Source organism: Streptomyces sp. NPDC050546 (genome assembly GCF_044457425.1).
Lineage (GTDB): Bacteria > Actinomycetota > Actinomycetes > Streptomycetales > Streptomycetaceae > Streptomyces.
On record NZ_JBITGX010000020.1, the window covers coordinates 90,734 to 112,642 of the forward strand.

At 69.9% G+C, this 21,909-nt stretch carries 22 protein-coding genes and 1 pseudogene; 13 read left to right on the forward strand and 10 right to left on the reverse strand.

All coding sequences use genetic code 11. From position 1 onward, the window contains the following. Positions 1-23: 23 nt before the first annotated feature. The 8 genes and pseudogenes from tap (at position 24) to ACIBK5_RS36890 (ending at position 6,943) form a co-directional block, all read left to right on the forward strand. On the forward strand, positions 24-2,195 hold the full coding sequence (gene tap, locus ACIBK5_RS36855; protein WP_399026703.1) for a telomere-associated protein Tap: 2,172 nt from the start codon (positions 24-26) through the stop codon (positions 2,193-2,195). Positions 2,196-2,198: 3 nt separating this feature from the next. Next, positions 2,199-2,756 carry a telomere-protecting terminal protein Tpg gene (gene tpg, locus ACIBK5_RS36860; RefSeq protein ID WP_399026705.1) on the forward strand — a complete coding sequence of 186 codons (558 nt, stop codon included), beginning with the start codon at positions 2,199-2,201 and terminating at the stop codon, positions 2,754-2,756. Between the two features lie 87 nt (positions 2,757-2,843). Beyond that, positions 2,844-3,487: pseudogene (locus ACIBK5_RS36865) on the forward strand (VOC family protein). A 276-nt stretch (positions 3,488-3,763) separates the two neighbouring features. After that, a complete protein-coding gene (locus ACIBK5_RS36870) occupies positions 3,764-4,294 on the forward strand; it encodes a hypothetical protein (RefSeq protein ID WP_399026707.1) in 531 nt (176 codons plus the stop codon). 95 nt (positions 4,295-4,389) lie between these two features. Beyond that, positions 4,390-4,968 (forward strand): dihydrofolate reductase family protein, encoded by a 579-nt coding sequence (locus ACIBK5_RS36875; protein WP_399026709.1) that lies wholly within the window; start codon positions 4,390-4,392, stop codon positions 4,966-4,968. A gap of 121 nt (positions 4,969-5,089) precedes the next feature. Next, entirely contained in the window at positions 5,090-5,668 is a 579-nt protein-coding gene (locus ACIBK5_RS36880) for a TetR/AcrR family transcriptional regulator (RefSeq protein WP_399026711.1), read from the forward strand. Between the two features lie 32 nt (positions 5,669-5,700). Next, complete coding sequence (locus ACIBK5_RS36885) at positions 5,701-6,570, forward strand: NAD(P)H-binding protein (protein WP_399026713.1); 870 nt, start codon at positions 5,701-5,703, stop codon at positions 6,568-6,570. Positions 6,571-6,742: 172 nt separating this feature from the next. Continuing rightward, positions 6,743-6,943 (forward strand): SCO3870 family protein, encoded by a 201-nt coding sequence (locus ACIBK5_RS36890; RefSeq protein WP_399026715.1) that lies wholly within the window; start codon positions 6,743-6,745, stop codon positions 6,941-6,943. A 52-nt stretch (positions 6,944-6,995) separates the two neighbouring features. Here the strand turns inward: ACIBK5_RS36890 and ACIBK5_RS36895 are convergent, their stop codons facing one another. Together ACIBK5_RS36895 and ACIBK5_RS36900 are read right to left on the reverse strand one after the other, a co-directional pair. After that, complete coding sequence (locus ACIBK5_RS36895) at positions 6,996-7,976, reverse strand: phosphotransferase family protein (protein WP_399026824.1); 981 nt, start codon at positions 7,974-7,976, stop codon at positions 6,996-6,998. 108 nt (positions 7,977-8,084) lie between these two features. Further along, positions 8,085-8,486 (reverse strand): VOC family protein, encoded by a 402-nt coding sequence (locus ACIBK5_RS36900; RefSeq protein ID WP_399026826.1) that lies wholly within the window; start codon positions 8,484-8,486, stop codon positions 8,085-8,087. 159 nt (positions 8,487-8,645) lie between these two features. Here ACIBK5_RS36900 and ACIBK5_RS36905 point away from each other — a divergent pair, with 159 nt between their 5' ends. Further along, positions 8,646-9,356, forward strand: coding sequence for a 2-phosphosulfolactate phosphatase (locus ACIBK5_RS36905; RefSeq protein ID WP_399026717.1), 711 nt, complete (start codon positions 8,646-8,648; stop codon positions 9,354-9,356). A gap of 110 nt (positions 9,357-9,466) precedes the next feature. Continuing rightward, complete coding sequence (locus tag ACIBK5_RS36910) at positions 9,467-10,213, forward strand: phosphotransferase family protein (protein ID WP_399026719.1); 747 nt, start codon at positions 9,467-9,469, stop codon at positions 10,211-10,213. Between the two features lie 167 nt (positions 10,214-10,380). Here ACIBK5_RS36910 and ACIBK5_RS36915 read toward each other — a convergent pair whose 3' ends face one another. Both ACIBK5_RS36915 and ACIBK5_RS36920 read right to left on the reverse strand, forming a co-directional pair. After that, complete coding sequence (locus ACIBK5_RS36915; RefSeq protein ID WP_399026721.1) at positions 10,381-12,765, reverse strand: ABC transporter permease; 2,385 nt, start codon at positions 12,763-12,765, stop codon at positions 10,381-10,383. Continuing rightward, positions 12,765-13,532, reverse strand: coding sequence for an ABC transporter ATP-binding protein (locus ACIBK5_RS36920; protein WP_399026723.1), 768 nt, complete (start codon positions 13,530-13,532; stop codon positions 12,765-12,767). Before ACIBK5_RS36920 ends, ACIBK5_RS36915 begins: the two co-directional genes overlap by 1 nt. A 109-nt stretch (positions 13,533-13,641) precedes the next feature. Here ACIBK5_RS36920 and ACIBK5_RS36925 point away from each other — a divergent pair, with 109 nt between their 5' ends. Together ACIBK5_RS36925 and ACIBK5_RS36930 are read left to right on the forward strand one after the other, a co-directional pair. Beyond that, positions 13,642-14,862 (forward strand): sensor histidine kinase, encoded by a 1,221-nt coding sequence (locus tag ACIBK5_RS36925; RefSeq protein WP_399026725.1) that lies wholly within the window; start codon positions 13,642-13,644, stop codon positions 14,860-14,862. Then, on the forward strand, positions 14,847-15,494 hold the full coding sequence (locus tag ACIBK5_RS36930) for a response regulator (protein ID WP_399026727.1): 648 nt from the start codon (positions 14,847-14,849) through the stop codon (positions 15,492-15,494). Before ACIBK5_RS36925 ends, ACIBK5_RS36930 begins: the two co-directional genes overlap by 16 nt. Before the next feature lie 26 nt (positions 15,495-15,520). Here the strand turns inward: ACIBK5_RS36930 and ACIBK5_RS36935 are convergent, their stop codons facing one another. Further along, positions 15,521-15,874, reverse strand: coding sequence for a hypothetical protein (locus ACIBK5_RS36935; protein ID WP_399026729.1), 354 nt, complete (start codon positions 15,872-15,874; stop codon positions 15,521-15,523). Between the two features lie 900 nt (positions 15,875-16,774). Here ACIBK5_RS36935 and ACIBK5_RS36940 point away from each other — a divergent pair. After that, positions 16,775-17,476, forward strand: coding sequence for a restriction endonuclease (locus ACIBK5_RS36940; protein ID WP_399026731.1), 702 nt, complete (start codon positions 16,775-16,777; stop codon positions 17,474-17,476). Between the two features lie 753 nt (positions 17,477-18,229). On the opposite strand, the gene ACIBK5_RS36945 is transcribed toward ACIBK5_RS36940, so the two are convergent. The 5 genes from ACIBK5_RS36945 to ACIBK5_RS36965 all read right to left on the reverse strand — a co-directional run bounded on the left by ACIBK5_RS36945 (position 18,230) and on the right by ACIBK5_RS36965 (position 21,465). Next, positions 18,230-18,754 carry an ATP-binding protein gene (locus tag ACIBK5_RS36945; RefSeq protein WP_399026733.1) on the reverse strand — a complete coding sequence of 175 codons (525 nt, stop codon included), beginning with the start codon at positions 18,752-18,754 and terminating at the stop codon, positions 18,230-18,232. Positions 18,755-19,051: 297 nt separating this feature from the next. Continuing rightward, on the reverse strand, positions 19,052-19,510 hold the full coding sequence (locus ACIBK5_RS36950) for a hypothetical protein (protein WP_399026735.1): 459 nt from the start codon (positions 19,508-19,510) through the stop codon (positions 19,052-19,054). Between the two features lie 69 nt (positions 19,511-19,579). After that, positions 19,580-19,993, reverse strand: coding sequence for a hypothetical protein (locus ACIBK5_RS36955; RefSeq protein WP_399026737.1), 414 nt, complete (start codon positions 19,991-19,993; stop codon positions 19,580-19,582). Between the two features lie 201 nt (positions 19,994-20,194). Beyond that, positions 20,195-20,917 (reverse strand): transposase family protein, encoded by a 723-nt coding sequence (locus ACIBK5_RS36960; RefSeq protein WP_399026738.1) that lies wholly within the window; start codon positions 20,915-20,917, stop codon positions 20,195-20,197. Positions 20,918-21,009: 92 nt separating this feature from the next. After that, positions 21,010-21,465, reverse strand: coding sequence for a hypothetical protein (locus ACIBK5_RS36965; protein WP_399026740.1), 456 nt, complete (start codon positions 21,463-21,465; stop codon positions 21,010-21,012). Positions 21,466-21,909 lie beyond the last annotated feature (444 nt).

Here is a 21,909-nt window from a genome sequence, read left to right on the forward strand (position 1 = left end):
TGGCCGTGCGAAGGGAGATCCGCATGGCCACCGAGGAAGAGCTGTTCGCGTCCGTCGACGCGCTGTTGGAAGAGGAGCCGCAGCTCCCACCCCCGGCGGAACGCGCCCGGCTGCGTGAGGCCGCCGGCATCACCCAGGCCCGTCTCGCCCTCGCGCTGAAGACGTCGACGCAGACGGTGAAGAACTACGAGAACGGCCGGAGCGAGCCGAAGTCGCCCCGCCTGGAGGCGTACCAGCGCCTGCTCAACGGCTGGGCGGCGAAGTACCCCACGCACGGCACCCCGACGGCCCCAGCCGCCGCGCCGCCGCAGGAGACGTCGGCCACGCCCGCCCACCCAGACGCGCCCGCACCGGAGCACACCGCACCGGAGCACACCGCACTGGAGCGCGTCGCACCGCAGCACATCGCACCGGAGCGCGTCGCGCCGGTGGAGACGCCCGCCGTCCAGCCCGCCCCCGAGCGCCCCGCCCGTCCGGCCGCCCGCCCGGCGACGTCGTCGCGGCGCCCGGCCGCGAAGAACGCCACGAAGCCCCCCGTCGACTCCGGCTTCCCGCACGGCCCGCTCGCCGTCCTGGACGATGACGGCTCGGCGTACGGCGTGGACGGGATCGTGCTGGACTGCCCCGCTTCCACCGTCCCGGAGTTGGTGGAGTGGACGCTGCACGAGTCCGGGCTCGGCGCGACCCGACTGCACCGCAACGGCCGTGACGCCGATCCGCTGATCGTGCTCACCGCGGCCGCCGCCGTGAAGCTCGGCCTGCCCGAGCGGTTGGAGGACCGCCGGGGCCTGCGGCTGGCGGATGATCACCCGGTCGTCAAGCAGGTCACCAGGGCGAAGTGGAAGCTGACCCAACGCGGATTCGGCCCGTGGGCCCGCGTGTACCGCCCGGCCCAGGGCAGTCAGCGGCAGTGCGTGCAGCTCGCGGTCCTGTCCTGGGACGCCCTCGACGAGCGATCCTGGCCCGGCGTCGCGGACTTGGCGCCGGCCGACATCGCCCGCGTCCTGGGCGTCTACGCACAGCGCGTCCTCACCCCGCGCGGTTCGACGGCCGTCTCAGGACTGGAGCTGATGACGGCGCTGCGCCCGCCCACGCGCGCGGTGCAGGATCGTACGACCGGGCAGTGGAGTCCGGGCCACAACCCCGGCTCGCTCGGCACGGAACCGATCGACCCGGCCCCGCCGGAATGCGTCCCCGAACACCCCCTGGTCGTGCACCACGACTGGAAGGGCGGCTTCCTCGACGAGGAGGCCTACCAGTGGGTGCGCGACGTCAACCTGCTCACCGGGGACGAGGTGTCCCTGCCCTGGGCACTCGGGCTGGACCTGAACACCGCCTTCCTCGCCTCCGCCGCCCGCCTCGTCGTCGGCCTGTCCGCCCCGGACCACTTCCACACCCCGAAGTTCAACCCGAAGATTCCAGGCTCCTGGCTGGTCGACCTCTCCCACGTCGAGCTCGACCCGCGACTGCCCAGCCCGTTCACGCCGTCCGGCGCCCCTCCCACAGGACCGGCCTGGTATCAGACCCACACCGTCGCCTACGCCCAGGAACTCGGCTACAACGTCCAGCCGCTGGAGGCGTACCTGCGGCGGGAGACCGGCGCCTACCTGGACCCGTGGCACGACCGGCTGCGGACCGCGTACGTCGACACCATGGCCGACCTCGGCGTCACCCGCGACCTGGACGACCGCGCCTTCCTCGCGGCGATGGAGCGGCACAAGGACACCGACCCGGCCCTGGCAGCCGTGCTCGCCGCCATCAAAGCCACAGTGAAGGGCGGAGTCGGCAAGCTCCGCGAGCGCCCCCAGGGCAAGGGCTACCGGGAGGGTGACGCGTGGCCGGCCATGGAGCGCCCGACCTGGCGCCCGGACATCCGTGCCGCGGTCATCTCCAAGGCCCGGGTCAACATGCACCGCAAGCTGCTCAACATGGCCCGGATGACGGGCCTGTACCCGCTCGCCGTGCTGTCCGACTGCGTCGTCTACCCCTCGCCGTCCCGCTCGCCGATCGACATCCTCCCGTACAGCACGTCCGGCAAGCCCATCCCCGGCACCTTCCGCCTCGGGCCCACCCCGGGCCTGGCGAAGTTCGAAGGCGTCCAGGAGATGTCCTGGGCGGTCGACCTGATGGAAGCGGGCTACAACCCCGCCCGCCACATCAAGGGCGGCGACGCCGTCCTGGAAGAAGGGGAGTAGCCGGTGAGGGAGATCGAGGAGGCGATCGAACGTGCCGACCGGGAGTCCTTCACCCGTGAGCCGCCGAAGACGCTGAAGGGCCGGATCGGCTATCTGATCCGGCAGTTGGGCAGCGCGAAGGCCGTCGCCCAGGAGATCGGTGTCACCGCTGACTCCGTGAACCGCTACCGGCGCGGCGCCCGAAAGCACGCCCGGCCCGACGTCGCCGCGAAGATCGACGAAGCCGTACGGGCCCGCTGGCAGCCGCAGGTACGCAAGCGCCGCCGACGACAGGCCGCCGCCACGGGCGGCATCACGGTCGAGACGAGGGCCCGGTTCGGCTACACCGCACCGATCGGCACAACGGACGACGGCCGCTTCCGCCGTCTCACGGTCCACCTCCCACCGGAGTACGCAGGCCGCCTGTTCGACGCTCGCGACGCCGGCGCCGGCGACCAGCAGATGCGGCAGATCATCGCCGACGGCTTCAAGGACGTGTACTTCCAGGACGGCGGAGTCCGCGCTACGGGCCTGTCGGACGTCGCCATCAACGACATCGACTACCTGGATCTCGACTACTGACGCGGCCCCCGGAATCACGAGCGCTTGCCGGAGTGGCTCAGGTGCCGGCCGAAGAACCGGTTCCCGTCGTCCACCTCGAACCACGGGGTGCCGGGCGGCCACCGCGTAGCCGTACGCCGCGCAGTGCCGGGCCCGGGCCACCAGCCGCGATCGCACGGCCTCCGGGAAACCAGCAGTGGTCGCCGTGCTCAGCCAACGGATTTTCGCGCCGAGAGCGACACTCTCTCTGACGACTCGGCGGTCGTCACCGTCCCGGAACCCAAGTCGACGACAAAGAACCGCGCGCACCTCGATCTCGCCACCACCTCCGTGGCCTCGCCGACCCCGAGGGCAACGAGTTCTGGGTACTGGAACCTCGGGAGATCTACCGGGACACCGGGCCGATCGCCGCCGTGGTGGTCGACTGCGAGGATCCGCGGGTCATGGCCCGGTTCTGGGGCGAGGCGACGGACTGGACCCTGCACGAGGTGACCGACGATCAGGCGGTACTGCGCTCCGCCAGGGGAGTCGGCCCGTACCTCGAGTTCCTCCGCACACCCGGCGTGAAGACCGTGCCCGACCGTGTTCACATCGACCTGCTCCCGTACCCCGGCGACGACAAGGCAGCGGAGGTGGCCCGGCTGCGAACTCTCGGCGCCACCGACCTCGACCTCGGCCAGGGCGACGTCCCATGGACGTGCCTGGCCGACCCGGAGGGCCACGCGTTCTGCGTCCTGGGCTCCTCGTCCTGACGCAGACCCCCTGCCGGGCATGCCGGCATGCCGGGACACGGTGAGCGTTCACTCTCAATCCATTGCAACAAACCCTCTTCGATCGTTGCATTAGTCCTGTACTCATTGCAACGAAATTGAGGCAATGGCCTGCATGTATGGGAGCAATGAGCAGTCAGCGCGTTGCTCAATCCATGAACGCAACGTAGCGTTTGAGCATCAGGAAACAATGAATGGGGAGGCCTCGTAGGCCGAGACATACATGTTTCGGGGGTAAGTGATCAAGGGGGTTGGATCATGACAGCGCAGAGCCGACACCAGGCGGCACCCAGCGTCTTCACCGCCTTCGCCCGCTTCGTGCTCTGCGGCGGCGGAGTGGGGCTCGCCTCGAGCTTCGCCGTGGCGGCGCTCGCCTCCTTCATTCCGTGGGTCCTGGCCAACGCGCTGATCACCGCGGTTTCCACGCTCGTCGCAACCGAATTGCACTCCCGCTTCACCTTCGGCGTCGGCCGGCGCGCGACGCGGCGCCAGCATGCGCAGTCGGCCGGGTCCGCGGCGGCCGCGTACGCGGTGACGTGCGTGGCGATGCTGATCCTGCACCAGTGCGTGGCGGCGCCCAGCGCGGTGCTCGAGCAGGTCGTCTACCTTTCCGCCTGCGCACTCGCCGGTGTCGCGCGGTTCGCGGTGCTGCGCCTGCTTGTCTTCGCGCGGAACCACTCACAGGTCGGCGCCCCCACCCGCACAGTCCGGCCGGTGCACGTGACCGTGGCCCGCGCCGCAGTACCGGCCGATCTGGCCGCCCCGGCGGCGCTCTGCCGGACCGCCTGACGCTTCCAGGAGTCCGGGGGCGATGAGTCTCGCCGTGGCTGCCGGTCTGTATCTCCAGCACGTGGTCAAATCGGACTCGACTCGAGGAGAGCATCATGACCGCTTCCTACACGTTCGACGTCTTCTCCAGCCTCGACGGCTTCGGTGCCGCCGGCGGCGACTGGACCGGCTACTGGGGCAAGCAGGGCCCCGAGCTCCTCGACCACCGCCTCGCCCTGTACGGCGAGGAACAGCGGATGGTCTTCGGGGCCAACACCTATCGGGCGTTCGCGCGCATGCTGGCCTCGAGCACCGAGGAATCCGACGTACGTGACCCATGGGTCACACGGATGAGGAGCCTGCCGGCGACGGTGGTGTCGACCACGCTGAAAGGATCCCTCGACTGGCCCGACGCGAACGTCGTGAGCGGCGATGCCGTCGACGTCGTCGCCCGGCTCAAGAAGGAGTCCGAGGTGCCGTTGCGCTCACACGGCAGCCTGTCGATGAACCGGGCGCTGATGGCCGCCGGCCTGGTCGACCGCGTCCAGGTGACGCTCTTCCCTGTGATCACCGGCCGGACCGGGCTGGACCCGGTCTTCCGGGGCGCAGCGGACTTCGACCTCGAGTTGATCGAGCACCGAACGCTCGACGGCCACATCCAGGAGCTCATCTACCGGCCCACCCTGCATGCCTGAACCCCGGTGTTCGGGGAGCGTGGTGGCAGGACATCAGCGACGTCTGCGGAAGTGGGGCATCAACGCCCCATAACGAGGCGGTGCTTGTCACTTGTGGGGTGGCAACCGCTACCGTGCGGTCATGGTCAGCAGTATGCGCGAGTCGGGAGTCCGCGGCCGTACGCGACGGGTGATCCTCGAAGCTGCGGCGTCCGTGCTGTCCCGTCGGTGTGATGCCACTCTGGCGGACCTCGCGGCTGCGGCGGACGTCGGGCGCAGCACCCTCCAGCGGTACTTCCCCGACCGGGAGATGCTCGTCTCGGCGGTCGTCGAGCACTCCCTCCATCGGCTCGAAGAGTCATTGCACGAGGCCCGCATCGAGCAGGGCCCGCCACTGCAGGCGCTGCGCAGGCTGGCGGTCGCGATGCTCGACGTCGGCGATCACGTGCTGTTCCTGTACGGCGACGCGCGGATCACCCAGGCCGTCGCCGCGCGAAGCGACCCCGAACCTGCGGCCAGGGAGATCGGGCGGCTGATCAGGCGAGGCCAGGCCGAGGGACTCCTGGATGCGGAGGTGAGCGCCGAGTGGATCGAACATGTGCTGTGGGCTCACGTCTGCGCGGGCTGTATGGCGGTCAGCGGGGGGACGCTGCCGCGCCATGGCGCCTCCGCATGGGTCATCCGCACGCTGGAGAACGGCATCGGGGCTCGCGACACCTGACGGATGTGACGCGACGAGACGAAAGGTGAACGATGACGATCCTGGTGACGGGGGCGGCCGGCCAAGTCGGGCGGAACGTCGTGCGGCAACTCGTCGAGATGAAGCATGACGTGCGGGCGTTGACCCGCAGGGCACAGGCCGGGGCGTTTCCGCGAGGGGTCCGGGTCCACGAGGGCGATCTCACCCGTCCACAGACGCTGACGGGCGCACTTGAGGGCGTCGACGCGCTCTTCCTCTTCCCCGTGGCGGCCACAGCCGAGGAGGTGGTCGGCCTGGCTAAGGCGGCGGGCGTGCACCGCATCGTGGTGCTCTCCTCCGCCGCGGTCACCAGCGGCTTCGACACCGACTTCCATCTGCCGGTGGAGCAGGCGGTCGAGGCGTCGGGGCTGGTGTGGACGCATGTGCGCCCCGGCGAGTTCGCCCTGAACAAGCTGGCCCTGTGGGGGCCGCCCATCCGCGCGGAGCGTGTGGTGCGCGACCCGTTCCCCGACGCCGCGTGGTTCCCGGTGCATGAGCGGGACATCGCCGACGTGGCCTGTCTCGCCCTGACCGAGGAGCGCCACTCGGGGCAGGCGTACACGCTCAACGGGCCCGAACTCCTCACCCACCGACGCCAAGTGGAGCTCATCGCCCAGGCGCTGGGGGAGGAGATCCGCTTCGAGATGGTGACTCCGCGGGAGGCCCGCGGGATCTATCTCGAGCAGGGCGGCTTCGCGGCGGAGAACGCCGACTTCCTCCTCGGGCTGGAGGACTACGGCGGTGCTGAGTCGGACCCGTCGCAGGCCGAGGCGTTCGACCCCTCGCCCCTGGGGCCCATACCGACGGCGGAAGCCGTCACCGGGCGGCCCGCCCGCACCTTCGCGCAGTGGGCCCGAGACCACGCCGAGGAGTTCCGTTCCTGACGGGCTGCCGGTGGCCTTCCTGCGTCGCGGGACGAGTGGGCGCGAGGGCAACTAGCCGGTGTGGAGCAGGGTTTGGTGCCCGGCTGATCTCCACAACCGTTTCCGGCTGTGACGTCGCGAGGCAGGTAGGCTCGTTCTCGATCAGTTGTCCAGTGGCTTGGAGGAAGCATCCATGACGAAGGGCCCGTTCGTAGCCATGACCGGCGCGACCGCTGCGCTGGGGACCGCACTGGGTTCCCTCGCGCTTCAGCTGCGCGCGGACGGCTACGAGCAGTACGTCGAATCGGTGGCCACCTTCAGCGTCCTGATGTACGTCACCGCTGCTCTGGTTCTGGTGACATGGGTCCGCGACGGCCGGCCGCACGCCAACTGAGTTTCTCGCGGGAAGCCAGGCCGGAGCGGCCGCCCCGGCCGCGGTCCCGTCTTCACCCCGCCGGAACCAGCGCCAGCGCCTCCTTCAGGTGGTGCTCGGCGATCCCTCGCATGAACTCCCGGTCGGGGAAGTCCCCGTCGAGCAGGCGCAGCGGGCCGGCTGTCAGCGACAGATGCTGGGTGAGTTTGTAGAGCGCGAGGCGGTCCTCGTCGAGGCCGTCCACCGCCAACTGCTGATACTGGCTGTCGGTATGGCGGAGGCGTAGGAACACGTGCTCCCACTCGACGTCGAAGTACAGCAGGTTCTCGATGTCGATCACGACGGGTCGGCCGTCCCGGTCGACCATGACATGGTCCAGGCCCAACTCGCCGTGGACGAGGGAGTACTCGGCGCGCGGCCGCACCGCCGCGGTCAGCTGACGCAGCCGCTCCTCCAGCAGATCGCGGGCGTCGGCGATCCTTCGGTCGCGCGCGGCCGCCTCTGCGAGGCAGCGCAGCGCGAAGGCGAGCGCTGCCTGCTCGCACGAGACCGAACGTGATGTGCCACCCGCGTCGATCAGAGCCACCTTGCCGAAGGCCGGCGCCCGATGGCCGCGCATCATCGCCAGGCTCGCGGCGAGGCGCTTCATGGTCGGCTCCGCAGCGCGGGGGTCGCGATTGCGCAGGTCCATCAGGTTCCCGCCGGGCACGTCCTCGACGATCGCGAGGTCGGCCGGGCAGTGGACGCGGTCCCGGTCGACCAGGTGGATCTCGAGAACCCGAAGGCCCAGTGCCTCCAGCTGCGCGTGCGCGGCCTCGAACAGGTCGAGCCCGATGCCGGGCGAGAACGGGTCGGCGAGGTCGCCATCGTGCTCAGTGACCGGCCAGTAGTTCTCTGAGTCCTCCCACAGGTAGGCGATCGCCGTCATCGCGTCGTCCATCGTCAGCCGGTAGACGCCCTTCGTGGTGCCGCCCGCGAGCCGCTCGACCGCCTCCAGCCGCCGCCCACCGCCCAGCGCGGCCCCCGCCGCACCCGCCAACTGCTCCCGCGTCACGCTCTTGGGTGCCACGCCCACAACCCGCCTTCCGCCTGATGACTGGCGCACGCTACGCGAGCCATCGTTCAAACCCGAACGAATTGTTCCGAAGGCGGGCCCAGTAGGTCAGGTCCCCTGCTTCGGCGACTCGGACAATGCCGCCCGCTCGGATTCGGCCAGCAGAACGCAGAACTCGTTGTCTTCCGGGTCGGCGAGAACGACCCAGCCCCAGCCGTCGGGCTTGCGATGATCGGCGACCAGGGAGGCGCCCAGCTTCAGCAGCCGCTCGACCTCTGCCTCACGTGAGGTGTCCGGGCGCAGGCACAGATGGAGCCTGTTCTTGATCGACTTCGGCTCGGGAACCTCGTTGAAGTGCAAGGCCGGGCCGCCGGGCAGCATAATCTCCGTCTCAGGGTCACCCGGTTCGTCCTCGGGATCCAGCGCGCGTCCGGTCACCTCGCTCCAGAACTGCGCCAGCCGGTAGGCGTCCGCACAGTCGATCGCCACATTCGTCACTGTAGAAGGCATGCGCGCGATCATCCCGGAGCGGCGCCTCGGCCCGCCACCGGAATATGGCCGAACCCCCGGCCTACTGCTTCAGCTGACCTCCCGCCCGGCGGTCCCGAGGCGCCGAGAGATCGCCAAATTGCTTTGTGAACCGCTTCAGTGGGCTGCAACCATCCCGGCATGGACTCGCGAGTAGTCGGAATACCCGAGGTGGACGGCAGCGAACAGGTGGCTGTCGTGATCGATGTGATGCGGGCGTTCACCACCGCCGCCTGGGCGTTCCATCGCGGGGCGGACAAGATCGTTCTCGCTGCCGACGAGGGCGAGGCACTGGAGATCAAGGCGGGCCACCCGGGTTGGCTTGCGCTCAAGGACGGGGCACCGGTCCAGGGGTTCGACCTGGTCAACTCCCCTGGCCTGCTCCAGGAGGCCGACTTGGCCGGCCGCACCGTGATTCAGAAGACCACTGCGGGAACAGTCGGGGCTCTGGCGGTTGTCGAGGCGAAGCTGGTGCTGTGCGCCAGTTTCGTCGTGGCCGGCGCGACGGCTCGTGCCCTGGTGGATGCCGGCGCCGACTCGGTGACGTTCGTCGCCACCGGCGAGGACGGCCGTGCCGTCGAGGATCTGGCCTGTGCCGAGTACCTGGACCGGCTCCTGGCCGGGGATCGTGTCGACCCAGGGCCCTGTCTGCACCGTGCCCGCACGTCCCCAGCCGCGGACGACCTGCGCAGTGGGCGACGCCGCGGCGCTCACCAAGCCGATGTGGACTTGTGTCTGGAGGTCGACCGGTTCGACTTCGCCATGAAGGTCCGGCTCGAGGATGGGATGGCAGTGCTTCGGCCGCTCCGGACTCCACCGGATGCGGTGTCAGTCACACACCGCGCTCGGTAGTCAGTCGGCCCTTCCGGCCTCACGCTCACGCGAGGCTGAGAGCGGTCTGCCGCGCAATCGCCCACGAGAGACCTGGCGTTGTCGAAGGTCATCCCGGGATAGTGGTATCCATGGACGAGGTCGAGGTCGTCGTCGCCCATTCCGAGCGCGCGACCCTGCGCGTCGGCGATGTGTTCCTGAAGGTGGATGCCGATCAGGCGCGCGTCGACGTCGAAGTCGAGGCGATGGCCTTGGCACCGGTCCCGACCCCGGAGGTCCTGTGGCGCAAGCCGCCCGTGCTCGCGATCGCCGCCGTCCCGGGGACGGCTCTCGGCCGCCTCGGTGAGCCGTCTGTCGCGTCGCCGGCGGCGTGGGCCATGGCGGGTGCCGCCATCCGGCAGCTGCACGACGCGCCGTTGCCGCCCTGGTCCGGTCGGGGCGGCCGGAACCTCGACGAGTTCGCGGCGGATCTCGACGCCGAGTGCGAGTGGCTCGTAGCGAACGGCGTCCTTCCCCCTGACCTGGTCACCCGCAACCGTCAGGTCGCCGAGGCGGCGCTCCGCCCGTGGACACCGGTGTTCACGCACGGCGACCTACAGATCGCTCACGTGTTCGTCGAGGGCGACGAGATCACCGGCATCATCGACTGGTCCGAGGCGGGCCAGGGCGATGCCCTGTTCGACCTCGCCACTCTGACGCTCGGACACGGGGAGCACCTCGGCGACGTCGTAGCGGGCTATGGGACCGACGTCGACCTCGACGTGATCCGTGCGTGGTGGTCGTTGCGAAGCCTGCTGGGGATCCGCTGGCTGATCGAGCACGGCTTCGACCCGTCCGCGCCGGGCTGCGAGGTCGACGTGCTGAGAGCCCGGCTGTGAGGCCGCCCGAGCCCGAGCCCTGTGCGTGCGTTCTGACGGCAGCGGAAACGGCAACGGCATCGGCATCGGCAACGGCATCGGCCCACCGCAGTCCCTGACGAGCGGGTGGCGTGTCCTGTGCCACCCGCCCCTTGCCTCCTTCCCGGACGAGCTCGTCCGCGTATCCCTTACGTCCCCTGCCTCCGCAGCGTCCTAGACGTGACCGCGATCCCGGCCACCACGGCCGCCAGCAGGGTGCCGACGACGGCGGTCGCGATGGCGCCGGTGTCGAGGCGCAGGCCCACATCGGATGACGTGGCCTCGGAGAGACCGGCCGCCATGCCCGCCAGCGGGGCCAGCGTCACCAGCACACCGAGGGCGGCCCCGACGGCGATGACCAGGACGGTCTCACCCGCCGCGATCAGCAGCAGTTGACGAACGGTGCCACCGGCGGACTTCATCACCCCGAAGTCGCGGCGCCGGCCATGGGCGGCCATGGCCATGCTGTTGGCCACGGCGATGACGCTGTAGCCGACGGCGATCACGATGAGCATGGAGGCGAGACTGTCGGTCAGCTGAGCGTCGGTGTTGTAGTCGGCCAACGCGTACTCGGCCGCGTCGTGCAGCGCGGTGCCGGGTACGGAGTCGGTGGCCTTGGCGTCACCCGGGACGAAGATGTCGTCGGTGAGCGCGGCCGGGTCGTGGGCCCGGACCAGGTCGCGGGCGACCACGAAGTCACCGCGGGCCGGGTCGTCGGGCAGGACCGCCCCGACGCGCAGGGTGACTGCGATGCCGTCGGCGAACCGGACCGAGACGTTCTGATCCTTCTTCAGGCCCAGGCCCCTGGCGGTGCGCTCGCCGAGCACGGCCTCGCCCGGCTTGTTCCACTTCGGGTCCCGGCTGCCCAGGACATCCAGGACCGTCGGGCTGCCCTTCGCGTCCTTGACCACGAAAGCGCGGGTCGGCAGGGCGGCCTTGCCCACCGGGTTGGCGGCGACCACCTCGTCGGTGTTGCCGGGGGTGCCGTCCGGGGTGACGATCGTCCGGCCCGAGACCTTGAGCGCATCCCCGGCGGGATAGGCCACCCGCATCGTCTCCACCATGCCGCTCAGCAGGACCGCGAAACCCACTGCGGCGATCACGGGAGCCATCAGGGAGGCGGCACGCCCGGGGTTGGCGACCAGTTCGGCCCGGATCAGGACCGGCCCGGCCGACCCGCCGCGGTTGAAGGGCGCGGTCAGGAAGCGGCCGAGGGGGGCGACGAACACCGGAGCCAACAGAGCCGCCGCGACGATGAGCGTCATGGTCGCGAGGATCGCCATGTTGATCCGGTTGTCGGCCCGGGAGGTGGCGGTGCCGAGGGCGAGCAGCACGCCGCTGCCGAGGACGGCCGAGCCGGCGATCCACCGTCCGCGCCCCATGCCCTTGTTGACGGAACGGCTGTCCAGCAGCGCCTCGACGGGGGCGACCCGGGCGGCCCTACGGCCGGCGGTCCAGGCGCCGATCACAGTGACCCCGACACCCGTGGCTGAGGCCGTGAGCAACGGCCAGGCGGCGACCGTGACCTGCATGTCCGGCGGAAGCACGTCCAGCCCGCCGAGGATGGAGTGCAGCAGCGGGGTGGCTGCCACGCCGGCCACGCAGCCGGCGATCGAGCCGAGCAGACCGACCACGGCGGCCTCGCCGAGGATCATGCGGCGGATCTGGGCGGGGGCGGCGCCGATGGTGCGCAGCAGACCGATCTCGCGGCGGCGCATCCCGGTCGACAGGACCAGCATGGAGGCGACCACGAACACCGTGGTGAACAGGCCGAGCACGGCCATGGCGCTGATCAGCTGGACGCCCAGGAAGCGCTTGTGCTCGATGTGCGCGGGCTGGAGTTCGGCCCGGCCGTCGCCGGAGACCAGACTGCCTTTGTCGCCGAGCACCGACCGGGCGTCGGCGACGATCGCGCCGGTGTCCGCGCCCGTGTCCGCGATCAGGGCGATGGCGCGGACTCCGGGCTGCTGCCGCGCGGCGAACGCCTCGCTGAAGTAGTAGCCGGGGCCGTCCACGGTGCCGACGACGGTGAACTGCCTGCGGCCCTCGGTGATGTTGACGGTCAGTTCGCTGCCCACCGCCGCGCCCAGGGCGCGGTCGACGACGACCTCGTTCACGGCGCTCGGGGGCCGACCGGCGACCAGACGGTAGGGCGCCAACCGCGCGCTGTCCCAGCCGTGGCCGGACTCCAAGGCGCCCTCGTCCGCGACGGGCTTGCCGCCCTTGACCGCCTGGGCGTAGAAGGCGCGGTCCACCACGGCGTCGGCCACGTCCGGAACCTTCTCGAGTCCGGCCAGCAGCGGCTCGGCCTCGGACTTGCTCCACGGCACACGGTCTTCGAGGCTGCCGTCGATGTCGAGGGCCTGCTCGGGCAGCGCAAGGGCGGCGGTGCCCGCGTACCGCGGTCGGACCTCGGGTCGGGCGGAGTCGTAGATGACCAGAGTGGCGGTGATCAGGGCCACGCCGACCAGGACGGCGATGAAGGCCCCGAGGAATCCCGACCAGCGTTCGCGTACGTTCGCGAGGATCAGCATCACGCCTCCAGCCGGGCCATGTGGGTGGCGATCGCGGCCGCGTCGCCGCCGCCCGCGTCCCGGCTGAGCGGGAAGCGATCGGTGATCCGGCCGTCCTTGAGGAAGACCACGACATCGGCCATGGCCGCCGCCACCGGGTCGTGGGTGACCATCAGGGTGGTCTGGCCCTCCTGGTCCACCAGCATCCGCATCATCCGCAGCACCTCACGGGAGGTGACGGTGTCCAGGGCGCCGGTCGGCTCGTCCGCGAAGAGGACGTCGGGACGGGTGACCAGGGCCCGGGCGAGGGCCACGCGCTGCTGCTGGCCACCGGACAGCTCACTGGGGCGGTGCCCTGCGCGCTCGGCCAGACCGACCGCGCCGAGCGCGTTCGCGACGGCCTCGCGGCTGACCTTGCGGCCGGCGAACCGGGACGGCAGCTCCACGTTCTGAGTCGTCGTCAGGGATTCCACCAGGTTGAAGGCCTGGAAGACGAATCCGACGTGGTCGCGGCGGAGCTGGGTGCGTTCCTTCTCGCTCTGCCGGCCGAGGTCCACGCCGGCGAGGACGATCCGGCCATCGGTCGGCCGCTCGAGGCCCGCCGCGCACTGCAGCAGGGTCGACTTCCCGGAACCGGAGGGGCCCATGATGGCGGTGAAGGTACCGCGGGGAAAGCCGAGGGAGACGCCGTCCAGCGCGGTCACCCGGCGCCCGCCGATGCCGTGGACCTTGCGCACGTCCTGGAGTTCGACCGCGTCCTGCACGGAGGTTCGCCTCATCGTTGTCATGCGTCGATTCCACTGCTCAGGGGGTGGGCGACACACTGATCCACGCTCTACCTCGGAGGTAGAGCCAGCTCTACCGCGGCGACCGAACGAGCCGGGCTACGGTGACGCCATGCGTCCCACAACGGCCTGGCAGGCCATGGCTCAGCGTCCTTTGAGCTTTCTGACCTCGAGCTGGCCCTGGCGGTCGCTGGCCTATCTGACCGGAGGCGTCGTGGTCGGCGCCGCGGCGGTGCTGGTCTTCGCCCTGGGCCTGGCCGCAGGGGTCGCCCTGCTCATCGTGCTGATCGGCGTCGCGCCCCTGGTCGGCCTGGTGCTGGCCTCCACCGTGGTGGCCACGGTGGAGCGGCACCGGCTGCGTCTGGTGGACCTGGACCGTCTGCCCGACCCGCACCGGGCCCCGGACGGCCCCGGCCTGCGCGCCTGGGTGGCCACCCGGCTCAAGGAGCAGGCGACTTGGCGGGAGCTGATGTACACGCTGCTGTCGGCGGCGGCACTGTGGTGGCTGGACCTGCTGGTGCTCGGCTTCTCCTTCGGCGTGCCCGCCGTGACCTTCGCCTCGGTCGACGGCCAGACCTGGCCCTGGACGGTGTTCGGGGCGATCGTGTTGCTCGCCTCGCCCTACACCGTGACCTCATGGGCGGGCGCCCGGGCCGCCATGTCCCGCACCTTCCTCGCCCCGCGCGACAAGGAACTAGGGGAGGAACTGCGCGAGGTGCGCGCCTCGCAGTCGCGGCTTCTCGACTCCTTCGACGCCGAGCGGGTGCGCATCGAGCGCGATCTGCACGACGGGGCGCAGCAGCGGCTGGTCTCGCTGGGACTCACGCTGGGGCTGATGCGCCTAGATGTTCCCGAAGGCTCCCCGCAGGCCGAGCTGCTGACCCGGGCCGAGGACCAGCTCTCCGCCGTCCACCAGGAGTTGAGGGCCCTGATCCGGGGACTGAACCCCCCGGTGCTGGCCGATCACGGACTGGTCGCGGCGATCGAGGACTACGCCGGCCGGTTCCCGATCCCCGTCACGGTGGACCTGCGACTGCCCGAACGGCTGCCCAGGAAGCTCGAGACGACGATGTACTACCTGATCAACGAGGCCATGACGAACATCGCCAGACACAGCGGGGCCGGCAGCGCCCGGATACATGGTCGCTACCATTCCGATCTGTTGATCCTCGACATCACGGACGACGGCCACGGCGGCGTCGATCCCGAGGCGGGCACCGGTGTGACCGGACTCGCGGACCGGGTCACGGCGCTCGACGGCCGGATGCGGGTGTCGAGCCCCGTGGGTGGTCCCACCCTGCTGCATGTGGAGGTGCCGTGTCGCTTCGCCTGATCGTGGCCGAGGACGCCGTTCTGTTGCGCGAGGGCCTGATCGGGCTGCTCGAGCGGGTCGGCCACGAGGTGGTGGCGGCGGTCGGGGACGCCGACGCGCTGGTCGAGGCGGTACGTGCCGAGCGGCCCGACCTGGTCGTCACCGACGTACGGATGCCGCCGTCGCTCAGCGATGACGGGCTGCGGTCCGCGGTGAAGCTGCGCGAGGAGTTCCCGGTGCTGCCCGTGCTCGTCCTCAGCCAGTACGTGGCCCGTTCCTACGCACTGCGTCTGCTGGACTCGGGCGGCGGAGTCGCGGTGGGCTACCTCCTGAAGGAACGGGTGAACGCGGTGGCCGACTTCACGGCCGCGATCGAGCGAGTCGCCGCCGGAGGAACGGTGGTGGACCCGGAAGTGATCCAGCAGCTGGTCCGCCTGCGCCAGGACCCGCTGGAGCGGCTGAGTGCCCGGGAGCGCGAGGTGCTCGGGCTGATCGCGGAGGGCCGCTCCAACGCCGGCCTCGCGGCGCACCTGTTCATCAGCGAGGCGGCCGTCAACAAGCACATCGGCAACATCTTCAGCAAGCTGGACCTGCCGGTGGACACCGAGGGCCATCGGCGGGTGCTGGCGGTTCTGGCTTTCCTGCGAGCGTGACGGCGGAGCTCGGCCCGCCGCTCCGCTCAGCCGGGCGGGATCCGGTCCCACGGCCCGTCAGCCGGCTCTGCGGCGTCGTCGTCCATGTCGTCCATGTCGTCCATCTGTGCGCGCTCGGCCACGGTCGGGTCGGTCGAGTCCGAGACCAGCTCCGCGATGCGCAGGGTGCACTCCCACTGCGTCAGCTTGCCTTTGATCACCACCAGGTATGACTCCTGGTCGGCGAAGCGATACACGCGGCGCCACTTCTCGACGATATTCTTGCTCGGCACATACGTGTGGACTGCAGCACGGAGTGCCTCCAGCGCCTGGCCCTTCGTTTCCTGTCCACGACAGACGAACTCGGTCCTGTACGTGTCGCTGTAGTACTCCGCGATCACGACCCAGCTCCCCATGCTCACTCCCCCTCGGCACCGCTGCCAGTCAGCCACAGCTCAACCTCCGGGGCAAGGGTGATGCGGAGCGGTCGATGGCTTCTACTGCGGGGGCGGTGTGGGCCGGGGGAGGGGACGAGCAAGTGACCACTCCTGGACAGGACGCGCCATAGTCACGCTGAACTCGACGGGGAAGGCGAAGAAGCGGACCGGCCACTGTTCAGTTCGCCATTCATGCGGGCTACCACTCCTGTCACATCGACGGCCCCTCTGTCAGGCGCTCTTCGTCCAACCCGTAGTACGCCTCAGCGAGGCCTCCGGTCACCGAGGCGACGGATTCGAACCATCCGACGGCGAACGACTCTCGACCTGCGGAGGTGCGCCGTCTCAGGCGCCCTGGCTCCGAGACACCGGTACGGGTCACATAACTCCATCCGGCGGTCGCGCCAGGCAGGCCTCGGCCGCCGTTCGGGTGCTGTGAGCCGAGTCCGCCACCGGCAACGTCCGGATCACGCCTTCCTTGATCACTGTGTGTGGTGCAGTGCGGACCGGTTGTCAGTGCCTGCTGTCACGATGGGCGGTCCTGGTCATTGGCTTCGAGGGGGAGGCTTGTATGCCTTTGGTGCGTCCGTATGTTCGCTCTGATGGGACGTTCGTTCGGGGACATTCGCGGTGGGCTCCGGGCGCCAGACGGGAGATGACGATTGTCGCCGGGTTCGCGTTAGCCGTCGTCGCGTTAGGCAACGGGAACGGCAACACGTCGGCGGGGAACGGAGATACGGTGCCGCGGCAGCAGTCGACTGTGCAGTACCCGATCCGGTTCGACGACGCCCCGCCGTCCCGGATCCAGCAGCCTCGGCCCACGGTTTCCTACCCCGTCCGGTTCCTGGATACGGAGGGAGACCGGTGACGCGCCGGCGTCCGGCCACGCGGCGGCGCACGCGGCGCCCGGGCAAGCGAAAGCAGCAGCGGGACGCTCAGCTGATCGCCCTCGTTGTCGTGGCGACGGCGGTCATCAGCCTGGTCGTGATGGTGGTCAACTGGCTGCTGGCCCACTGGTGGGTGCTCCTCGCCGCCCTGGTGCTCGCCGCGCTCGCGGGAGCCGGCTGGCTCTACGGCCGGCAGCAGCGGGCCCGCTGGGACGCCGTCCGTGCGCAGGGCCTGCGCTACGCGCTGTCCGAGCTGGACGTGTTGCATCACGCCAAGTTCGAGGAGGCGGTCCGGGACCTGATGCGCCGGGACGGCTGCTCGGACGCCCGGCGGGTCGGCGGGGGCGGTGACCTGGGCGCGGACGTGAAGGCCACGGACCCCCTCGGGCGGCGCTGGGTGATCCAGTGCAAGCACCGCCGCCACGGCGCCCGCGGTTCGGCGGTGGGCACGCCGGACATGCAAGTGCTCAACGGTACGGCCCGTCCGGTGCACGGGGCGGACGTCGCGGTGATTGTCACGAACGGCAGGGTGAGCGGGCCGGCTGTCACCTTCGCCAAACAGCAGCGGCTGCATGTGGTGGACCGCCAGATGCTGGCGGCGTGGGCGTCGGGCTCCCGGCCGCTGTGGGAGCTGCTGCGGGCCGTTCCACCCCCGAGGCGTCCCACGTCGCTGAGCTGATCGCACAGCTGCCCGGCCGCCTTGGCCGAGGTTGTCGTTCCACGTCACCGGCCGGGCGGGTCAGTCGAGGATGCGGAGGTCGATGTCGGGCTAGCAGTGGGGGCAGGCGGGCAGTCCAGTTGTCAGCAGCCGGCGGCCTCGTCCAGTCGATGGCGCGGCGGCATACCAGTCGCCGGCTGTGATGCCGTGCTCCGTCCGGACCGGCTGGGGAGGAGACCTACCGGCAGGGCCTGGAACGGCTCGCTGACCTGTTGCAGAGGTGCTGCGCGTGAGGACACTCTCGCGCCTCGGTGCCGAAGTCCGCGTCGGTGCAGGCCAGCCGTGACACGTTAGTTGGGAACCTGGCCATGAGAGTTGGAACCAGTCGCAATTGGCGCCGACTAGGCTCGCCTCTACGCCCGAGCCAACCCCTGATCCTCGCCTGCAACCCTTGATCAACCGGCTCCGGCCGGGCCGCGTGAGAACGGTGGAGGTCATCGGGTTCGACAACGCGGATGTGCTCGTGAAGCTAGTGGGTGCCGAGCGAGAAGATACCGAGATCGGTCGGTCCCCCGTCATGAGGCTTCGTCGCGTCCGGGGGGGGGAGGGGGGACCCGACGCAGCTGTTCGAGATCGGCCAGTAACTTGAGGCCGAGGAGATCGGACGTTGGGGTGTAGGTCAGCTTCACCTCTCCGCGAGGGCGTGCGAGATCCCGTTACCGGTTCCAACTATCGTGTCCCGGCTCAGAGCTCTGGCGCCGGAAGGTCGTTCTCTCAATCCTTGAGGGCCTCTGCGATCTGCTGGGCGGCCTGGGCAGGTGTGAGGTGCGTGGTGTCGACGACCTCAGCCTCGGCATGCAGCCACGTGCGAGCCGCCACGGAGTAGGGCTCAAGGTACTGGAGACGGAACGGGGAGTTGGGGCCAAGAACGGTATCGCCCGCGATACGCCCGCGGAGGGTGTCCTGGTCGGCATGGAGGACGAAGTGCCGGACCGGAATGGCGTACTGGGCGAGGCCCGAGCTGATCTCGCGCCAGTACTCCTCGACGAGGACTGTCATGGGCATCACGAGGGTGCCGCCGGTGTAGTCGAGGACGCGTCGGGCGGTCTCGACAACGAGTGGCCGCCACGGCGGCCAGTGCTGGAAGTTGTCCGTCGCGGGCAGCCCCGGCGTGATGTCCATGAGCGCCTCGCCGACCTTCTCGGCATCGAACACCCGCGAATCGGGGATGAGCTGCTGTACGAGCACGCTGGTCGTCGTCTTGCCCGCGCCGTGGGTGCCGTTGAGCCATACGATCATGGAGCCGACGCTAGCGTCGTGCGGGCCGCGGGGGCAGGCAGAGTCGAGAATCCGGCAGAGTCCGCCGGCTCTCGGCTGATCTCTCAGGAGAAAGGGCAAGGACACTGAGCCTCCGCCAACTTGAAGTCGCAGGTCAAAGGGCTAGTGTGGCGGTCTCTCGGATGCTCGTGCTGGTCGCGGGCGGCAGTCTGCGGAGAAGATCGTCTGCCGGGCTGTGCCAGAACCATCGTTCTGTGACGCTCGGTGTCCAGTTACGGCTGACGCCGACAGCCCTTTCTGAACGGAGGCCGTGACGCTTCAGCCGTGTTGGTTCCTGATGGCCATCGTGTGGAATATCTTCTTCGGTTCCCAGCGGGCCTCGTCGAGCACCCGGACGACGCCGTACGAGCCAAGGTCGTGCTGCCTGGGCCTGCTGTAGCCGGCGAAGGTGAACCAGAGCGCGGTGTCCACGCCTTCCTCTTCGAAGATGTCCAGCAGCTCGGTGAAGTAGCGTGCCTGTTCGTCCTCGTCCGGCACCGCGCCGTGCGGCACTTGCCAGGCCATGCCGCCACGTTCGCCCGCGCCCTGGTAGGCGCAGGTTCCGTACTCGGTTACCGCGACGGGCTTTCCGTGGGCGAGGTGGCCGCGCAGCTCGTCCCGGAAGCCATCAGCGTTGTAGGCAGCCCGGTAGGCATCGATGCCGACGAAGTCGAACGGATGCCAGTCGACGAACTCCCAGGGCGCCGAGGCGTAGGTGACCGGCCCGCCGAAGTGCATGCGGGTGGTCGCAGCGGCTTCGGAGAGGAAGTCATTGAGGCGTTCTTGCGCCGGTCCGAGGGAGGACCACTACTCCATGTCGGCGCTGGCCATGGCCTGCAGGCGGTCGCCGTAGGTGTCGCCCGGGATGAAACCCCCGCAGAACGCGCTGATCTCGCAGCCGGCGACGAACACCACGTCGGCGCCGGCCTCCCGCACGGCTTCGGCGCGTTGGGCGCAGTCGGCGAAGAACGGGAGCAACTGGCCGTGAGGGAGGTCCACGGGAAAGGGAGCGAACCAGACCTCAAGGCCCGTGTCTGCGGCATGCCGGGCAGCAATGCTCAGCCGTTCGGGCTCTCGCCCGGAGATACGAACGGCGTCGCAGTGGAGCTCCCCGGAGATCACCGCCATGTCGTGGCGGACTGTCTCAGGGGTGAAGCTCTTGCGGGAGAGTTCTTCCCCAGGCAGGAATCCAGTGTCGTAGTTGATGCCGCGTGCGCGCACGCCCTTGCCCCTTTCGCATGCCCGGTGCAGTGTTCTGGCAAGTCAATGCCGTGCCCGGGGTCCTTGGCCAGAGGGGGAACGCTCCGGACGAACGTCGCGCATTGGCTGTGGCGTTGTCTCAGCGGCTGACTTCGAGGTTCGTCAGGACGAGCAGGGCGCGCAGGAGTTGGGTGGCGCGGGCGGGGTCGGTGCGGAGTTTGGTCAACACGCGCCAGTTCTTGAGGTGAGCGAAGCCGTGCTCGACTGGGGCCCGTCCGGCGGCCAGCACGTGGTTCGCCGTCTTTGTCCGGGGATGAGTTTGCGGTAGCGGGTGGCCTTGAAGCCGGTGACGATGACCAGGTCGTCGGGGTCGTTGGGTTTGTCCACGCCGAGGAAGCCCAGGTCGGCGAGTGCACCGAGGCCGGCTTCCTTCAGGTGGGCGACGAGGTGGTCGTGGCGGGCGGCGGTGGCGTCGTGGGTGCGGCCGGGCCGGGCGGCTGAGATCCAGATCAGCCGTCCCTTCTCGTCGGTCAGGGCGAGGAAGTGCAGGCCGTGGCGGTGGTGCTTGCCGGAGAAGTTCTTCCGGTTGTCGCGTCCGGTGCGGCGCTGGGTGGGGATGAGGGTGCCGTCGACCAGGACGACTTCCCCGCCCCGCTTCGCGATCTTCTTCAGGGCCCGGTCCAGGCGCGGGGCCCTCGCGGCGAGCAGGTGGATCATCTCGTCGCGCCAGCGGCGGACAGTGGATTCGGCCATGCTGTGGCCGCCAGCCATGTCGGCCAGGCGCTGGTCGTGGCGGAGCACGGCCAGGACGATCACCGCGATCTTCCCCGGAGGCAGCGACCGCCAGCGGGCGCCTATCGATTTCAGGTGGCGCCGCAGCAGGCCGCCGAGGTGGTTGACGGTGTGCGTGGACAGCGGCAGACGGCACTGGTAGACAAGGGACACCGTTGTCCCCGGCGTGCTCTTCGGTTTTGGTCACACCCTCCCAACGAGCCCCAGGGGCACCGCAGTTACGACCCCTTGTACCGGCTCGCGCCTCACGGGCGGACGGTGAACCGCCCGTCGGGACGTTTGCGCAGCCAGCCCCGATCGGCCAGTTTGGTCAGCTTCCCGCGCAGCGGCTCCAGCTTGCCTCGCACCCCGGTATCCAGCCCGATCGCCTCACCGACCTGGCGGACCGTGACGGGCCCGCCCGCGTCACGCACTGCGGCGAGAATGCGGTGGTACTCCGGTGGGAGCACGGTCTCGGTGACCTCCGGCGTGCGGTGCGGGATCAGCAGCACCGCTTTCCCACCCACCTGCGCGGCAGCCGGCGCCGTTACGGCTCGTACGGCGGCGATCTGCTCGCCCATCCGGGTCAGCACCCGCTCGGCCGCGGCGAGGTCATCGCGCTCGGCCCGCACCTCCGCCAATTGCTTGACCAGCTGTTCCTCCAGATCGTCCAACTCCGCGCGGCGTACTGCGATCCGCTCGGTCACCTCGGGATCCACCATGCGCCGGATCGTAGGGAAGAGGGAGAGGCAGCGGACCGGAACAGGCGAAGCGCCCTGCCAGATGATCTACATGCTGGACACTGCCCCACCACCAGCCCGAGCAGCCCCACCCACCATTACGTCAGGGCCCCCGACCAGCCGCAATCAAGATGGCGGAGGCTCGCTGTCGGAGGCAATGACCGCGCTGGCCGCGGCAGGGGGCACTGCGGTGGTACAGGCCGCAAGCACCGACGCATGGGCAGGGCTGCGCCAGCGGCTGGCCCATTGGCTCGGCCGGGGAAACCCGCAGCGCGAGAACGCCGAACTGGAGCGCCTTGACCAGACCGCAGATGAGCTGGACCACGGCCGGGCCGAACATGGGCAGCGTGACCGTGGGAACCCTCCGCAGCCGGGTCCGCCCCAGGGCTGAGCGGACCCGGCACCAGCTCACCCCCGAGCCCCGCT

Coding starts and splice junctions, on each gene's coding strand:
- tap (WP_399026703.1), top strand. CDS start 24: ATGGCCACCGAGGAAGAGCTGTTCGCGTCCGTCGACGCGCTGTTGGAA.
- ACIBK5_RS36870 (WP_399026707.1), top strand. CDS start 3,764: ATGACAGCGCAGAGCCGACACCAGGCGGCACCCAGCGTCTTCACCGCC.
- ACIBK5_RS36875 (WP_399026709.1), top strand. CDS start 4,390: ATGACCGCTTCCTACACGTTCGACGTCTTCTCCAGCCTCGACGGCTTC.
- ACIBK5_RS36880 (WP_399026711.1), top strand. CDS start 5,090: ATGGTCAGCAGTATGCGCGAGTCGGGAGTCCGCGGCCGTACGCGACGG.
- ACIBK5_RS36885 (WP_399026713.1), top strand. CDS start 5,701: ATGACGATCCTGGTGACGGGGGCGGCCGGCCAAGTCGGGCGGAACGTC.
- ACIBK5_RS36890 (WP_399026715.1), top strand. CDS start 6,743: ATGACGAAGGGCCCGTTCGTAGCCATGACCGGCGCGACCGCTGCGCTG.
- ACIBK5_RS36900 (WP_399026826.1), bottom strand. CDS start 8,486: ATGCCTTCTACAGTGACGAATGTGGCGATCGACTGTGCGGACGCCTAC.
- ACIBK5_RS36905 (WP_399026717.1), top strand. CDS start 8,646: ATGGACTCGCGAGTAGTCGGAATACCCGAGGTGGACGGCAGCGAACAG.
- ACIBK5_RS36910 (WP_399026719.1), top strand. CDS start 9,467: ATGGACGAGGTCGAGGTCGTCGTCGCCCATTCCGAGCGCGCGACCCTG.
- ACIBK5_RS36915 (WP_399026721.1), bottom strand. CDS start 12,765: ATGCTGATCCTCGCGAACGTACGCGAACGCTGGTCGGGATTCCTCGGG.
- ACIBK5_RS36920 (WP_399026723.1), bottom strand. CDS start 13,532: ATGACAACGATGAGGCGAACCTCCGTGCAGGACGCGGTCGAACTCCAG.
- ACIBK5_RS36925 (WP_399026725.1), top strand. CDS start 13,642: ATGCGTCCCACAACGGCCTGGCAGGCCATGGCTCAGCGTCCTTTGAGC.
- ACIBK5_RS36945 (WP_399026733.1), bottom strand. CDS start 18,754: ATGATCGTATGGCTCAACGGCACCCACGGCGCGGGCAAGACGACGACC.
- ACIBK5_RS36950 (WP_399026735.1), bottom strand. CDS start 19,510: ATGCACTTCGGCGGGCCGGTCACCTACGCCTCGGCGCCCTGGGAGTTC.
- ACIBK5_RS36965 (WP_399026740.1), bottom strand. CDS start 21,465: ATGGTGGATCCCGAGGTGACCGAGCGGATCGCAGTACGCCGCGCGGAG.